The sequence below is a fragment of the Neobacillus niacini genome, assembly GCF_023715415.1.
GTDB lineage: Bacteria > Bacillota > Bacilli > Bacillales > Cytobacillaceae > Neobacillus > Neobacillus niacini_C.
Genome location: NZ_JAMBOB010000021.1, coordinates 1 through 14,764 on the forward strand (window position 1 = coordinate 1; position 14,764 = coordinate 14,764).

General features: G+C 37.4%; 10 protein-coding genes, 16 tRNA genes, 1 rRNA gene and 2 riboswitches. Of the genes, 26 read left to right on the top strand and 1 reads right to left on the bottom strand.

Going from position 1 to position 14,764, the window contains the following annotated elements:
• Positions 1-199: 199 nt before the first annotated feature.
• The 21 genes from rrf to M3189_RS25850 all read left to right on the top strand — a co-directional run bounded on the left by rrf (position 200) and on the right by M3189_RS25850 (position 6,952).
• Positions 200-315, top strand: a 5S ribosomal RNA gene (rrf, locus tag M3189_RS25750).
• 17 nt (positions 316-332) lie between these two features.
• Positions 333-407, top strand: a tRNA-Asn gene (locus M3189_RS25755).
• A gap of 9 nt (positions 408-416) precedes the next feature.
• Positions 417-508: transfer RNA gene (locus M3189_RS25760), tRNA-Ser, on the top strand.
• A gap of 24 nt (positions 509-532) precedes the next feature.
• Positions 533-607: transfer RNA gene (locus M3189_RS25765), tRNA-Glu, on the top strand.
• Positions 608-647: 40 nt separating this feature from the next.
• Positions 648-723, top strand: a tRNA-Val gene (locus tag M3189_RS25770).
• Between the two features lie 21 nt (positions 724-744).
• Positions 745-818: transfer RNA gene (locus M3189_RS25775), tRNA-Met, on the top strand.
• A gap of 2 nt (positions 819-820) precedes the next feature.
• Positions 821-897: transfer RNA gene (locus tag M3189_RS25780), tRNA-Asp, on the top strand.
• A gap of 163 nt (positions 898-1,060) precedes the next feature.
• Positions 1,061-1,136 (top strand) — tRNA-Phe (locus M3189_RS25785).
• 25 nt (positions 1,137-1,161) lie between these two features.
• Positions 1,162-1,237, top strand: a tRNA-Thr gene (locus tag M3189_RS25790).
• A 24-nt stretch (positions 1,238-1,261) separates the two neighbouring features.
• Positions 1,262-1,346: transfer RNA gene (locus M3189_RS25795), tRNA-Tyr, on the top strand.
• A 38-nt stretch (positions 1,347-1,384) separates the two neighbouring features.
• Positions 1,385-1,458, top strand: a tRNA-Trp gene (locus M3189_RS25800).
• 15 nt (positions 1,459-1,473) lie between these two features.
• A tRNA-His gene (locus M3189_RS25805) sits at positions 1,474-1,549 on the top strand.
• A 34-nt stretch (positions 1,550-1,583) separates the two neighbouring features.
• Positions 1,584-1,658 (top strand) — tRNA-Gln (locus tag M3189_RS25810).
• A gap of 4 nt (positions 1,659-1,662) precedes the next feature.
• A tRNA-Gly gene (locus M3189_RS25815) sits at positions 1,663-1,737 on the top strand.
• Between the two features lie 6 nt (positions 1,738-1,743).
• Positions 1,744-1,814 (top strand) — tRNA-Cys (locus tag M3189_RS25820).
• A 36-nt stretch (positions 1,815-1,850) separates the two neighbouring features.
• A tRNA-Leu gene (locus M3189_RS25825) sits at positions 1,851-1,936 on the top strand.
• A gap of 22 nt (positions 1,937-1,958) precedes the next feature.
• Positions 1,959-2,040: transfer RNA gene (locus M3189_RS25830), tRNA-Leu, on the top strand.
• A 450-nt stretch (positions 2,041-2,490) separates the two neighbouring features.
• A riboswitch (Lysine riboswitch) is annotated at positions 2,491-2,673 on the top strand.
• A 115-nt stretch (positions 2,674-2,788) separates the two neighbouring features.
• Complete coding sequence (locus M3189_RS25835; RefSeq protein ID WP_251639527.1) at positions 2,789-3,625, top strand: transporter substrate-binding domain-containing protein; 837 nt, start codon at positions 2,789-2,791, stop codon at positions 3,623-3,625.
• Positions 3,626-3,689: 64 nt separating this feature from the next.
• Positions 3,690-4,433 carry an amino acid ABC transporter permease gene (locus tag M3189_RS25840; RefSeq protein WP_251639530.1) on the top strand — a complete coding sequence of 248 codons (744 nt, stop codon included), beginning with the start codon at positions 3,690-3,692 and terminating at the stop codon, positions 4,431-4,433.
• A 21-nt stretch (positions 4,434-4,454) separates the two neighbouring features.
• Positions 4,455-5,198, top strand: coding sequence for an amino acid ABC transporter ATP-binding protein (locus M3189_RS25845; protein ID WP_251639531.1), 744 nt, complete (start codon positions 4,455-4,457; stop codon positions 5,196-5,198).
• A 113-nt stretch (positions 5,199-5,311) separates the two neighbouring features.
• A riboswitch (glycine riboswitch) is annotated at positions 5,312-5,393 on the top strand.
• A gap of 194 nt (positions 5,394-5,587) precedes the next feature.
• The gene (locus tag M3189_RS25850) at positions 5,588-6,952 is read left to right on the top strand and encodes an amino acid permease (RefSeq protein WP_251639533.1); all 1,365 of its coding nucleotides are present in this window, start codon (positions 5,588-5,590) and stop codon (positions 6,950-6,952) included.
• Between the two features lie 105 nt (positions 6,953-7,057).
• Here M3189_RS25850 and M3189_RS25855 read toward each other — a convergent pair whose 3' ends face one another.
• Complete coding sequence (locus tag M3189_RS25855) at positions 7,058-7,864, bottom strand: YitT family protein (RefSeq protein ID WP_251639535.1); 807 nt, start codon at positions 7,862-7,864, stop codon at positions 7,058-7,060.
• A gap of 274 nt (positions 7,865-8,138) precedes the next feature.
• On the opposite strand from M3189_RS25855, the gene M3189_RS25860 reads away from it, so the two are divergent.
• The 5 genes from M3189_RS25860 to M3189_RS25880 all read left to right on the top strand — a co-directional run bounded on the left by M3189_RS25860 (position 8,139) and on the right by M3189_RS25880 (position 14,743).
• A complete protein-coding gene (locus M3189_RS25860) occupies positions 8,139-9,680 on the top strand; it encodes a response regulator transcription factor (protein WP_251639536.1) in 1,542 nt (513 codons plus the stop codon).
• 20 nt (positions 9,681-9,700) lie between these two features.
• Entirely contained in the window at positions 9,701-11,464 is a 1,764-nt protein-coding gene (locus tag M3189_RS25865; RefSeq protein ID WP_251639539.1) for a sensor histidine kinase, read from the top strand.
• Positions 11,465-11,643: 179 nt separating this feature from the next.
• Positions 11,644-12,930 carry an ABC transporter substrate-binding protein gene (locus tag M3189_RS25870; RefSeq protein WP_251639540.1) on the top strand — a complete coding sequence of 429 codons (1,287 nt, stop codon included), beginning with the start codon at positions 11,644-11,646 and terminating at the stop codon, positions 12,928-12,930.
• A gap of 66 nt (positions 12,931-12,996) precedes the next feature.
• Positions 12,997-13,926, top strand: coding sequence for a carbohydrate ABC transporter permease (locus tag M3189_RS25875; RefSeq protein WP_285889830.1), 930 nt, complete (start codon positions 12,997-12,999; stop codon positions 13,924-13,926).
• A complete protein-coding gene (locus tag M3189_RS25880) occupies positions 13,919-14,743 on the top strand; it encodes a carbohydrate ABC transporter permease (RefSeq protein WP_251639542.1) in 825 nt (274 codons plus the stop codon). Before M3189_RS25875 ends, M3189_RS25880 begins: the two co-directional genes overlap by 8 nt.
• The last annotated feature ends 21 nt before the right edge of the window (positions 14,744-14,764 follow it).

A 14,764-nucleotide genomic window follows, 5' to 3' on the forward strand; every position in this document is an offset into this window, starting at 1 on the left:
ATAGGTCAGAGGTGGAAGCGTGGTAACATGTGGAGCTGACTGATACTAATCGTTCGAGGACTTAACCAATTTTTAAAGGCGAACTCGTTTTACAACTTCTTCTGAAATTATCTAGTTTTGAGGGAATGAATTTTTTTCAAAAACCTCTTGAAAAATATCGAAAAGACAGTATAATAAAGATTGTCTTTGAGAAAAGTAGTCTGGTAATAATGGCGAGAAGGTCACACCCGTTCCCATACCGAACACGGAAGTTAAGCTTCTCAGCGCCGATGGTAGTTGGAACTTTGTTCCTGTGAGAGTAGGACGTTGCCAGGCTGCATCAATTATATTGTTCCGCAGTAGCTCAGTGGTAGAGCTATCGGCTGTTAACCGATCGGTCGTAGGTTCGAGTCCTACCTGCGGAGCCATTCTTTTATGGAGAGCTGTCCGAGTGGCCGAAGGAGCACGATTGGAAATCGTGTAGGCGGGTAACCCTGTCTCAAGGGTTCAAATCCCTTGCTCTCCGCCATATAAACACTATCTATTATAATATGGCCCCTTGGTCAAGTGGTTAAGACACCTCCCTTTCACGGAGGTAACACGGGTTCGAATCCCGTAGGGGTCACCAACGTTTTTTCGCGATAGCGAAAATAACGTTCCATTAATATGGAGGATTAGCTCAGCTGGGAGAGCATCTGCCTTACAAGCAGAGGGTCGGCGGTTCGATCCCGTCATCCTCCACCATGATTTTTTAACTTTTATTGTCGCGGGGTGGAGCAGTCCGGTAGCTCGTCGGGCTCATAACCCGAAGGTCGCAGGTTCAAATCCTGTCCCCGCAATTGGTCTGGTAGTTCAGTTGGTTAGAATGCCTGCCTGTCACGCAGGAGGTCGCGGGTTCGAGTCCCGTCCAGACCGCCATTTTCTTTTTGGAAATTGGCTTTATAGTATGGCTCAGTAGCTCAGTCGGTAGAGCAGATTGCTTGCTTCACTGAATAGCTTCTGCGGCAATCTGCGAGAAAAACCGTGAGGTTTTTTGAGCAAAGATTATGCAGCTATTAAATTTTAGGTAACTTTACTATGTGGCTCAGTAGCTCAGTCGGTAGAGCAAAGGACTGAAAATCCTTGTGTCGGCGGTTCGATTCCGTCCTGAGCCACCATTTTTATTCTATTGATTATATTCTTGCCGGGGTAGCTCAATTGGTAGAGCAACTGACTTGTAATCAGTAGGTTGGGGGTTCAAGTCCTCTCGCCGGCACCATTTGGTTTTAACATCATAATATGTGGAGGGGTAGCGAAGTGGCTAAACGCGGCGGACTGTAAATCCGCTCCCTCCGGGTTCGGCGGTTCGAATCCGTCCCCCTCCACCATTTTATTTTTAACTTTAGTTGAAATAACATTCCTTTATAGGGGTATAGTTTAAAGGTAGAACGAAGGTCTCCAAAACCTTTGGTGTGGGTTCAATTCCTACTACCCCTGCCAATTAATCTTATTATGGCGATTGTGGCGAAGTGGTTAACGCACCTGATTGTGGTTCAGGCATTCGTGGGTTCGATTCCCATCAGTCGCCCCATAAGGACATCTTTGGATGAAGATAAAATTATCAATGGGCTATAGCCAAGCGGTAAGGCATCGCACTTTGACTGCGACATGCGTTGGTTCAAATCCAGCTAGCCCAGCCAATTTGCGGAAGTAGTTCAGTGGTAGAACACCACCTTGCCAAGGTGGGGGTCGCGGGTTCGAATCCCGTCTTCCGCTCCATCATATGGCGGCATAGCCAAGTGGTAAGGCAGAGGTCTGCAAAACCTTTACCACCGGTTCGAATCCGGTTGCCGCCTTTATTTTTATTAAGTTTTAATAGCGCATTTTATTGCGCCGGGGTGGCGGAACTGGCAGACGCACAGGACTTAAAATCCTGCGGTAGGTGACTACCGTACCGGTTCGATTCCGGTCCTCGGCATTACCTTTACTAATTTTATTATGCCGGTTTGGCGGAATTGGCAGACGCGCACGACTCAAAATCGTGTTCCGCAAGGAGTGTCGGTTCGACCCCGACCACCGGTATCTAAAAAACTCACTAATGTTGTTAACACAACGTTTGTGAGTTTTTTTGTTATGTGGATTCTTAAGCGACGTTAGGTGTAATACCCTTTCTAATGCTAAAGAGGTTTCGGGCAAATTAGACAATCCATCTGATTCCCGATGAATAGAAAAAAACATGGTAGAGGGTGATCAGGTGAAGCCTCAGATTCCCGTTGAACGAGAAAAAGCATAGTAGAGGGAATCAGGGAAAGCCTGAAATCCCCGTTAAGGGCGGAAGCGTGACCGTTATAGCAAAAAAAGAAGATGGATCGCTCACAAGGTAAGTGAGAGCCCGTGAATAAGCTTACAAAAGATAGAGAAGCTATTACTCTACTATTGCCCCCAATTAAACTGGAAGTAAAATACAAGTTGACGAAATTCGACAAAATGCTGTAGTATATTAATATAATTTAATAAGACCTCACTTTTTTTCAGTGAGGTAGAGGCGCGATATTTAACAGTCTTTAGTGGAGCTTGAGAAGCCATGATGCTAAGGAGAAGGAAATGTCGCCGAAGTTTGTAATATTCTCGGTATTACATGCTGGGTCTGTAGCTAAGAACTGCAGGACTGTCTCAATAAACTCTTCCGGTTTATTGAGTTGTGCTATCTCATTTGGGATATAAGAGGGGACTTTAGGAAACTATGCATATTGCGGCCTGAGTTTATCTCAGGCCGTTTTTTGTTTTTAGTAAACTATTAAAACTATTAAAAAACAGGGGGAAGAGCATCATGAGAAATAAGTTATCATTATTTATTGTTTTATTGGTTTCGGCTATGGTTCTATTAGCTGGATGTGGGACAAGCAAGGGGGCGGATTCTGGAGCATCAGAGGATAATACATTTACGGTTGGTCTTGAAGCAGGATATGCTCCGTTTAACTGGACACAAAACGATGATTCCAACGGCGGTGTTAAAATAAGCCAAACTAAAGAATATGCAGGCGGATATGATGTGGAAATTGCTAAAAAAGTAGCTGAAGGATTAGGAAAAGAATTAGTAATTGTCAAGACAGAGTGGGATGGCTTGGTACCAGCTTTAACATCAGGTAAAATTGATGCCATTATCGCTGGTATGTCACCGACAGCAGAACGTAAAGCAACAATCGATTTTACGGATAATTACTATACATCTAATTTAGTAATGGTTGTAAAAAAAGGCAGTAAGTACGTAGGCGCTACTTCTATCCAAGATTTCAAAGGAGCAAAAGTGACAGCTCAATTAAATACATTCCACTATTCAGTAATCGATCAAATTAATGGTGTAGACAAGAAAACAGCGATGGACAACTTCCCAGCAATGAGAGTGGCGCTAGAATCAGGGATGATTGATGGATACGTTTCGGAGCGTCCAGAAGGAGTTAGTGCATCAGCTGCAAATGAAAACTACGTAATGGTTGAATTTGAAGATGGCTTTAAAACATCAGCAGATGATACTGCAATTGCTGTCGGTCTTAAAAAAGGCAGTGACTTAACAGATAAAATCAATGAAATTTTAGCTGGTATACCTGAAGATGAACGAACTAGCATTATGGATAAAGCTATTAAGAATCAACCAGCAGCAAAATAAAAAATGAAGAAACCGGCTGTATCTCAACATACAGTCGGTTTTATACAGTAAAGGAGGATATAAGATGAGTCTTGAGTGGGTCATTACAATCATTTCTGAAAACTGGCCTATGTTCCTTCGTGGTGCTGGTTTAACACTTTTAATTGCTCTAATTGGGACAGTTTTGGGGGCAGTAATTGGTTTATTAGCAGGGGTCATACGAACCATTCCAGTACCTGATCGTGGAGCAAAAAAGGTATTTTTAAAAGTAATAAATGTAATCCTTTCTATCTATATTGAATTCTTCCGTGGAACACCGATGATTGTTCAAGCGATGGTGATTTATTATGGTTCTGCGTTAGCATTTGGTTTAGATATGAATGTTTTTGTTGCTGCTATTATAGTAGTATCAATCAATACAGGAGCATATATGGCAGAAATTGTTCGCGGCGGGATTGTTTCGATTGATAAAGGACAGTTCGAGGCTGCGCATGCGATCGGCATGAATCATGTCCAAACGATGTGGAATGTTGTATTACCACAGGTTATTCGTAATATTCTACCTGCAACAGGAAATCAATTTGTTATTAATATTAAAGATACGTCCGTTCTGAACGTTATTTCCGTTACAGAATTATATTTTGTTACAAAGTCGATTTCAGGTAATAACTTTAGATATTTCGAGTCATTTTTCGTAGCATGTATGATTTACTTTGTGATGACCTTTATTGTAACTAGAATCTTGCTTTACCTTGAAAAGAAATTAGATGGCTCTGACAACTATACGATGATTGGAAATGATACACAGCTAGAAGGAAGTCAAAAATAATGGGAGAAGGAGGAGGAGAATATGGAAAAGATTATTGATATTCAACATTTAAACAAATCCTTTGGAACACATGAAGTATTAAAAGACATTAATTTTTCGGTGAATAAAGGAGAAGTAGTCTCCATTATCGGGTCCTCAGGATCTGGTAAATCAACTCTTCTTCGTTGTATTAATCTTTTAGAAAAACCAAGCGGTGGACAAATTATCTATCATGGTGAAAATATCCTGGATGATAAGCATGATGTAGCGGATTACCGGAAGCATTTAGGCATGGTGTTCCAACAATTTAACTTATTTAATAACCACAATGTACTTAACAATTGTGTAGTAGGACAAATAAAAGTATTAAAACGCTCTAGAGAAGAAGCTGAAAAAATAGCGATGAAATACTTGAAGGTTGTTGGAATGGACAAATATATCAACGCGAAGCCTAAGCAGCTATCCGGTGGTCAAAAGCAACGTGTGGCGATTGCAAGAGCACTTTCCATGGAACCCGATGTGATGTTATTTGATGAACCAACATCTGCACTTGATCCAGAAATGGTAGGAGAGGTTCTAAAGGTTATGAAGGAACTCGCTGAATCAGGTCTTACGATGCTAATCGTAACGCACGAAATGGAATTTGCAAAAGAAGTATCAGATCGCGCTGTATTTATGGACAAGGGAGTAATTGCAGAAGAAGGAAGCCCAGAGCAAATTTTCAATAATCCAACACAAGAACGTACGAGGGAATTTCTACAACGTACCTTAAAACCATCACATTGATTGTTGACAAAGTGTTTAAATACTATTAAAATTAAAAATTATTTGAAGATAGTTAACATGAGTGAAAAATTTAATAATTTGGGGCTATGATTGCTATGGATTACACTATAGCAGGAGCAGCTTCTGGAGAGACCGCTGAAAGTTAAGCGGCGCCGAAGGGTTCACAATCTCAGGCAAAAGGACAGAAGAGTACTGGATATTTATTTGTTGTGCTGATAATGGTTAGCATGACAAATATTATTTGTTATTCTTATACCTAAGAGATTGGAGGACATCCAATCTCTTTTTTTCGTTTAGAAAAGAAGAGAGAGAGGTCACTCATAAAGTTATTGGATAAAATTATTGCTCATCGTTGCACATTAAAGAATGGTTTTAAGGAGGAGTTAGGTTTGGCACAACAAGAATTAAAGAGAGAGTTAAAAAATCGGCATGTTCAACTAATTGCAATTGGCGGGACAATCGGCACCGGATTGTTCTTAGGATCAGGAAAAGCGATACAACTAGCAGGTCCATCCATCATCTTTGCTTATTTAATCGTAGGTATCGCCGTATTTTTTGTTATGAGGGCGCTAGGGGAACTACTTTTGTCTAAGGCAGGTTATCAATCTTTTACAGACATTGCCGAGGATTATCTTGGATCTCGTGCAGCATTCGTAACCGGGTGGACGTATTGGTTTTGTTGGATTATGGTTGCAATGGCTGATGTGATTGCAGTTGGTTTATATGTACAATATTGGTTTGATATCCCTCAATGGATACCTGCCATCATTTGTTTAATTATTATATTAGGACTGAATTTATTAACGGTAAAGCTTTTCGGAGAATTAGAGTTTTGGTTTGCTTTGATAAAAGTTATAACGATTCTTGTATTAATTGGCATAGGCGTTATTATGCTGGTGATGGGATTCAAGACCGATGTTGGAACCGTTACGGTTCAAAACCTTTGGCTACATGGAGGACTTTTTCCAAACGGCGTTTCAGGTTTCTTACTTTCATTCCAAATGGTCGTCTTTGCCTATGTCGGTGTGGAATTAGTGGGTGTATCGGCAGCGGAAACAGCCAATCCAGAAAAAAATATCCCATCGGCGATTAATAAAATTCCTGCAAGGATTCTATTCTTCTATGTTGGCGCTTTAATCATCTTATTATGTGTAAACCCATGGACAGAGCTAAATGGTGCAGAAAGTCCTTTTGTTAAGACCTTTGGTTTAGTCGGAATTCCGGTTGCAGCAGGAATTATTAATTTTGTCGTCTTAACTTCAGCCGCTTCTGCTTGTAACAGCGGGATGTTTTCAACCAGCCGGATTCTGTTTAATTTAGGCAAAAATGACCAGGCGCCATCCAAGTTTGCAAAACTGAATAAAAATTATGTACCAAGTAATGCCTTATGGATATCCGCACTTGTCGTATCAGTAGGAGCTCTATTAAGCAAACTTATTCCGGAACAAGCTTTTGGTATCGTGACAACAATTAGTGCAATTTGTTTTATTTGGGTTTGGGGTGTCATTCTCATCTGCCATTTACGGTACAAGAAAACACAGCCACAATTGCATGAAAAGTCAACATTTAAAGCACCATTTACACCATTCATTAATTATGCTGTCTTAGGACTGTTTGGCATGATTCTCATCATTATGCTGGTTGCTGAAGAAACACGTCCAGCCTTATTGTTGACACCTCTATGGTTTCTTCTATTATTTGCTCTGTATTCTAATAGAACAAATAAGGAAAAAAATCTCAAGATACCTGCATAGAAGCAAACAATAAACGAGCGCTTTTCACACATTGAAAGGCGCTTTTTTTTTATGCAATTGGATAGAACGATTCCTGGTTGTCCGAATCAACTTCCCATGCTATTCCTAATTTTTAGCGAATCTACCGACAACTTCAACGGTCTCAAATATATTAATAAATGCATTTTCATCATGGTTACTGACAATTTTTTTTATTTGTGTGGTCTCGTAGCGTGTAACGACCATCATGATAATCTGTTTTTTCTCTTGGGAGTAACCGCCATAACCTTCCGTGATTGTAATCCCTCGATAAATTGATTCCAGTAAATCTTTTCGTATTAACTCTCCTTTTGTAGTAACAATCTGCATGGTCAATTTAATATGATCCGTGTGAATGGTATCAATCATTTTACCAGTTAAATAGATAGATAAAAGCGTGTATAATGCAATATCCCAACTAAAAGCAGCACCAGAAATAAGAACGATGATGCCGTTCATTCCTGTAAGAAGGAGACCAACAGAAACATTACTTGTTCGGGAAAGGATAATCGCAATAATATCTAAACCACCAGAAGTTCCGGAGGACTTTAAAATGATGCCGATTCCAATGCCTCCAATGATTCCTCCAAAAATGGATGAGAGCAATATATTGTCAGTCACAGGAGCTGCGGGCAATAGATATAAGAAACCCGAAAGTGATAAAACACAAATGAGTGTATTAATCGTAATCATTTTCCCAAGTTTATAGTAGCCTAAAATCAGTAAGGGAACATTTAGCAGCAGATTCATTAAGCCAATATCAAATGGAGTGATTAACCCAATCAAAATAGCAATACCACTTATACCACTACTCAGTATTCCATAAGGAACGAGAAAGAAATTAAAGGCAAAAGCCACAATTAATGAACCTGTAATCACAAATAAATTTTTCATTTCGAGTTAACCTCCGTGAGTATAAATAGAATTATTTTGCATAAAAAAACTCGCCCCTAAATTGGGACGAGTTTGTTCTTTCTCGTCATAGATTTTATTTGTTAAAAAGTAATTTATCACGAGTGAAATGGTGAGTCAATAAATTTTATTAGTATAATTTCAGATTGAATATTCAAAATAATAGATCTACAGTTAAAATGCCAATACTAGATTTGATGTGTATAATATATGAAGGAATATTTGTAAATAAGCTTTGCTACAGAGGTGAACCAATATGGCTACTAAAGAACTGTGTAAAATTATTATTGTAGATGATGAAATTTTGATTAGACAGGGGATAAAACACTACATTAATTGGGAGCAAGAAGGCTTTCATATTGTGGGAGAGGCTTCAAATGGAAAGGAAGCACTTGAGATAATTGAACGAACTCAACCCCAAATCGTTATAACCGATATTGTGATGCCTATAATGGATGGAGAAGAATTGACTAGAATTGTTAAGTCAAAATATCCAGATATCGAAATCATTATACTCAGTAGTTTTGGGGAATTTGACTATGTTCGTTCTACCTTTCAAAGTGGAGTTGTTGATTACATATTAAAGCCTAAGCTTGATGCACGTACATTGTTAGACGGGCTAAATAAAGCAGTAAGCAGGATGGCAACTACTAATTCAAGTGAGACAAAACAGCAGGATCGTATGTCTGTAAATCTTGTAATTGAAAAGTTAATTTCTGGTTTTGAAATGGATTATGACGAAGAGCTATTATCGAGAGTATTTCCCTATGACAACTTCTATATATTAGGTGTAGTTTTTAATGGGCAAATTCCTAGAGGGGATTTGCTTCAAATTCAAGATAATATTACAAATCAGTACCATTTTTATTTACCGCAAGCAGCACATTATTCCGTTACCTTGGATAAGAATAAATCAGCAGTCATTCTAAATGTAAATAGAGGTCAGTCCAAAGAGGTAATCAATTGCGTACAAAAGATTGCGGAAGCCAATAAAGATTTAGGCTTTGTTCTTAGTGAACAATTTACTGATTTTTCAAAAGTAGGGCTTATAAATAATGAAAAGATATCAAAATTGCTACAATATCAATTTTATTTCCCAAACATTCCTTTTTTAAGAGAACAGGATTTACAACGAGAAGTACCGATTAGTGAAGCTTTCAAAATGGATTGGTTCACAAGTGAATGTAAGCAAAGTCGCTTTCAGGAAGCTTTTAGCTATTTACAGGAGTATGTATCAGGATACTCTAAATGTTATTCAACGGATATTTTTGAATTTAAATCTTTCTTTGAAAATATCATCTTTCACATTACTGTCATACTAAATAACATGGAATACGATGTCACTGAAATAAAGAATGCCAAATATGAGTATTTTAGGGCAATTAACGAGGCGCAGTCATCAAATGAAACAGTAGAACAACTAAATAAATTTATTGAACAAGTGAACAAATGTTTACATTCAGAGAAAAATCAACCTAGTAATTTAAATATGAAGAAAATCCTGCAGTATATTGAAGAACATTATGCAGAACAACTCAGCCTTTCAGACGTAGCTGAGCATTTTCATTTTAATCCTTCCTATTTGTCTAACTATTTTTCTACACATAATAAAGAAGGGTTTATTGAGTATTTGAATAAGGTTCGAATTGAAAAAGCTTCGCAGCTTTTACTTAAGGATTCAGCCTCGATTTCAGAAATTAGCGGAATGGTAGGTTATTCAGACCATAGCTATTTCTGTAAAGTATTTAAAAAGGTCAATGGAATGTCACCTAGTAAATTTAGAAGAAAACACAATTGAGGTTAAGAGATGGGATACAAATGAGAATAATATTGAATCGTTTTAAACACAATAGCTTATTTTATAAAATGTTTTTTATCACCATACTAATCATTGTTACTGTGTCCACTCTGATAACCTGGACCACATTTCGTATGTCAGAGAAATTTTTTATTGATCGGTTTAGTTTAAACAATAGCAAGGTTATGGCTCAAATAAAGGAGAGCTTAGGTACTTTTCAATATTCGATTGTTATTGCTTCTAATAACCTAATGAACAACGGAACAATCAAGAGTTTTCTCACAGGTGAGCACTCGAACGTAATGTTGGGTACTTATTATTATAATGTAAAAAAACAAATGGCCAATATCAAAACAAGTGTAGAAGCCTATGATGTTAGTATTTTGGTCTATGGTATTAATGGTATTAGTTATGCAACAGATAGACCTTCATGGGCCGCATCAGACGAAGCGTTACATAATCACTTCATTACCACCAATACACTCAGACAACCTAAAAAACTGCTATTTCATCTTGAACAACAAAGAAATCAAAAACAAAATGATAGAAGTATTGTTGCTTCCAAGGCTTTTATGGAACCAACTTCAAAATATATTTATGGATTTATGTACTTTACTATTCAAGAAAAGGATTTTAGAAAGTTTTATAGCAGCTATACAAGCTTAGGTAATAATGTGTTAGTAATGGATCAGTCTGGGACTATTTTATCCAGTAATCGTAATGAGTTTATTGGAAAAAAAGAACCGGAGCTCCTGAAATATGCCACCAAGCTAGAGGAGCAGCAAATAGATTACATGGATGCAGATTTTAAGGGGAAGGACCATTTAATAATGGTCGAATATCTACCTACCTTTGATTTGTATTTGGTGAATTTAATAGATAAAAAAGCTGCATTTGCAAATATCATTGATAAAAAGTCGATTGTTCTCATATGTATACTTTTCATCTTTCTAGCCATCATCATCGTGTTTTTTGCTTCTAGGGGATTAACAAATTCGTTGTCAAACCTTGTGAAACAAATCGGAAATACTCCGAAAAATGACTTTGACCATTATATACCTGTAACGGGTACATACGAAACTAGACAGATTGGTCTAGCTTTCAACTCTATGCTTGATGAGCTTCATGAGTATGTGAATAAACTTGTGCTAGTCCAAAAACAGAAACGGAATGCGGAATTAGCCGCACTGCAGCAACAGATCAATCCACATTTTTTATATAATACGTTAACTTCAATCAAATTTATGGTCCAGCAAGGTGGAAAAGAAGAGGCTGCCGAAACCGTTAATGCGTTGATATCCTTATTACAAAATACGATAGGTAATATTAGTGAAACGATAACTGTGAGGCAGGAGATAGACAATTTAAAAAGTTACGTCTTAATAAATCAGAAGCGCTATGGCGAACGTATTAGAGTGAATTATTTCATCGAGCCAGAGTGTTTTGAAATCCAAATTCCCAAACTGATTTTACAACCCTTTATTGAAAATTCCTTCTTTCATGGTTTCAATAAAAAGAATGGGGGAACGATTAATGTCCTTGTTTGGAAAGAAGGAGCTACCCTTATTTGTGAGGTATTGGACAATGGCGACGGAATGGAGGCATCTGCAGATAACAAACTTCCGATTACGAAGCGCAAACAGGCGATGTTCAGTGGGATTGGTGTTCGAAACGTCGATGAACGTATTCAGCTGATTTATGGTGAAGCTTATGGTGTTACCATTTCAAGTAAGATAGGTGAAGGGACAAAAGTTCGTATTTCACTTCCAGTACAAAAAAACTAAAAATTGTCATATAAACTGAAAATAGTACAAATGAATAAGTGAAAACGTATTCAATATGCAAAAATATCACAAGTTTACAAAAATATCGTCCTAACTCGTACTCTCTAAGTGATGGTACCATAGTTATTGTAAGTAAGATAACGCTTACTTAAGAACAAGTAATCTTAGGGGGATTATAGATGAAGAAAGTATTGGCATTATTGATGGTAAGTATGCTTTTGTTGGCTGCGTGTTCTTCGGGATCTTCAAATGGGACTGAATCAAAGAAGGATTCAGAAACAAATGAAATTACTGCTTGGGCATGGGATAAAAACTTTAACATCAAAGCATTAGAATTAGCGAAGGAAGGTTATGCATCTGAGAATCCAGACCTTAAAGTGAATATTATTGAAAATGCTCAAGATGACATTGTTCAAAAACTTAATACGTCTTTAAGTTCTGGTACTACAAAGGGATTGCCAAATATTGTGTTAATTGAAGATTATAATGCAAAAAGTTTCCTTCAAGCATATCCAGATATGTTCCATCCACTAACTGGATCTTATGAAACTGATGATTTTGTTCAATATAAAGTGGAAGCCACTAGTGTAGATGGTGAAAACTACGGACTTCCATTTGATACTGGAGTAACTGGATTATATGTTCGAACAGATTATTTAGCAGAAGCAGGTTATACAGTTGAAGATTTACAAAACATCGACTGGAAAGAATACATTGAAATTGGAAAGAAAGTTAAAGAAGCAACGGGCAAAAGATTGCTTACTTACGACCCAAGTGATTTAGGAATTCTACGGACAATGATTCAGTCTGCAGGTAAATGGTATGTGAAGGCAGATGGTACTACACCTGATTTGGCTGATAATGATGCACTTAAACTATCATTTGAAATTTACAAAGAACTTGTTGATAATGATTTAATGAATTTTCATTCAGACTGGAATCAGTTCTTAGCTACATTCAATGGCGGAGAAGTTGCTACAGTTACTACTGGTAACTGGATTACACCTTCCATAAAAGCGGAAGCTTCACAATCAGGAAAATGGGCAGTAGTGCCACATCCTAGTCTTCCAGGAATGGAATCAGTAAATGCATCTAACTTAGGTGGTGCATCATGGTATGTTCTAAATGTTCCAGGGAAAGAACAAGCAGTAGATTTCCTTACAAAGACTTTTGGATCAAATGTAGATTTATATCAAAAATTAGTCAATGAAATTGGCGCAATCGGTACTTATATCCCAGCTACTGAGGGAGAAGCATATCAAACAGAAGATGAATTCTTCGGTGGCCAGACCATTATCTCTGATTTTTCAAAGTGGGCTGAAGAAATTCCACAAGTGAACTATGGTATGCACACATATGCGATTGAGGATATTTTAGTTGTTGCCATGCAGAAATACCTTGATGGTCAAGACCTTGATAAAGTGTTAGAAGAAGCACAACAACAAGTGGAAACGCAAATCAAATAATTTGCCTTGAAATAGCCTCGCTCTTCCGAGGCTATTTTCATACCAATAAGCAGGGAGTTGAAGAAATTGATACAAGCAACTACGAAGCAGAGCATAGAGTCGAAACCAAGAAAATATAATAACAAACTTCGTTTAAAAAATGGATTAATCGGCTGGTCATTTATTGCTATAGCAACGGCGATGATAGGTTTATTTTACTTTTATCCAATGGCCCAAGCACTTATTCTATCTTTTCAATCAGGTGCTGGAGCCAATCTACAATTTGTAGGTTTCGATAATTATCTGCGATTATTTACAGATCCAACATTTATAGCTGCTGTAAAAAACACAGTAATCTATCTCATCATCCAAGTTCCTATCATGATCATTCTGGCATTGCTTATATCTGTGTTATTAAATGATAAGAAATTGAAGCTAAAAGGATTCTTCCGTACTGCAATATTTTTACCATGCATAACGTCACTTGTCGCGTATTCGGTAGTATTCAAATATTTATTTGGTACTGACGGTATCATTAACCAATTGCTTATTAATGTTTCTCTCATTTCAGAGCCAATACAATGGCTTACAGATCCTTTTTGGGCAAAGGTGACGATTATTATTGCTATTACATGGCGTTGGACAGGCTACAATATGATTTTCTATCTTTCTGCTCTTCAAAACGTTGATAACTCAATTTATGAAGCAGCTAAAATTGATGGTGCTAATGCATTTCAACAATTCTTTAAAATAACCATTCCAATGCTGAAGCCAATCATTTTATTTACATCTATTACATCTACCATAGGTACGCTTCAGTTGTTTGATGAAGTTATGAATATAACAAAAGGTGGACCTGGAAATGCAACATTAACGATTTCTCAGTATATCTATAATCTTTCATTCAAATATACTCCTGATTTTGGCTATGCGGCGACTGTCTCATATGCAATTGTTATCATGATTGTAATCTTTTCAATCATTCAGTTCAAAGTGGCAGGTGATAAAAATGCATAAAGTAAATCGAATATTCATTTATATTATCCTATCAATCTTTACGATTGTCTCTATCTTTCCATTTATATGGATGATTGTCAGCGCAACAAATAAATCTTCCGATGTTACAAAAGGAAGATTAGTGCCAGGAACCCACTTGGTAGAGAATTTCCAGAACCTTATTAATTCGGTAGACCTTGTTCCGGCGTTAACAAACTCAGTCATTATATCCATTTCAACTACCGTTTTATCTCTAATCATTGCATCGCTTGCTGGCTATGGATTTGAAATCTACAGAAGTAAGGCAAAGGATGTTGTATTTACTATTTTGCTTCTTTCAATGATGATTCCATTTGCTGCAATGATGATACCTTTATTCCGTATGTTTGGGACAATTTCACAAATGGCACCTGGGATTGGTATTGATACACTAACATCTGCAATGTTACCGAGCATTACAACAGCTTTCTTAATCTTTTTCTTCAGACAAAATACAAAGATGTTTCCAAAAGAGCTACTAGAAGCTGGAAGAATAGATGGTTTAACCGAGCTCGGTGTTTTCTTCCGTATATTTGTTCCGACGATGAAAACAACATATGCAGCAGCTGCGATTATTACCTTCATGGCAAGCTGGAATAACTTTTTATGGCCACTCGTTGTTCTACAGTCTCCTGAGAACCATACGATTCCATTGCTCATATCTAATCTTGGATCAAGTCATTCACCTGACTTCGGAATCATTATGACAACCATTGTAATCGCAACTTTACCTACAGCACTCATCTTCTTCTTGCTTCAAAAGCATTTTGTAGCAGGTATGATGGGGTCAGTTAAATAAGCACTTTTGATAGAAGAATAG

Excerpts from the sequence above, each read along its gene's own strand:
- M3189_RS25860 (WP_251639536.1), top strand. The coding sequence starts at position 8,139 with ATGGCTACTAAAGAACTGTGTAAAATTATTATTGTAGATGATGAAATT.
- M3189_RS25840 (WP_251639530.1), top strand. The coding sequence starts at position 3,690 with ATGAGTCTTGAGTGGGTCATTACAATCATTTCTGAAAACTGGCCTATG.
- M3189_RS25845 (WP_251639531.1), top strand. The coding sequence starts at position 4,455 with ATGGAAAAGATTATTGATATTCAACATTTAAACAAATCCTTTGGAACA.
- M3189_RS25870 (WP_251639540.1), top strand. The coding sequence starts at position 11,644 with ATGAAGAAAGTATTGGCATTATTGATGGTAAGTATGCTTTTGTTGGCT.
- M3189_RS25880 (WP_251639542.1), top strand. The coding sequence starts at position 13,919 with ATGCATAAAGTAAATCGAATATTCATTTATATTATCCTATCAATCTTT.
- M3189_RS25865 (WP_251639539.1), top strand. The coding sequence starts at position 9,701 with ATGAGAATAATATTGAATCGTTTTAAACACAATAGCTTATTTTATAAA.
- M3189_RS25835 (WP_251639527.1), top strand. The coding sequence starts at position 2,789 with ATGAGAAATAAGTTATCATTATTTATTGTTTTATTGGTTTCGGCTATG.
- M3189_RS25855 (WP_251639535.1), bottom strand. The coding sequence starts at position 7,864 with ATGAAAAATTTATTTGTGATTACAGGTTCATTAATTGTGGCTTTTGCC.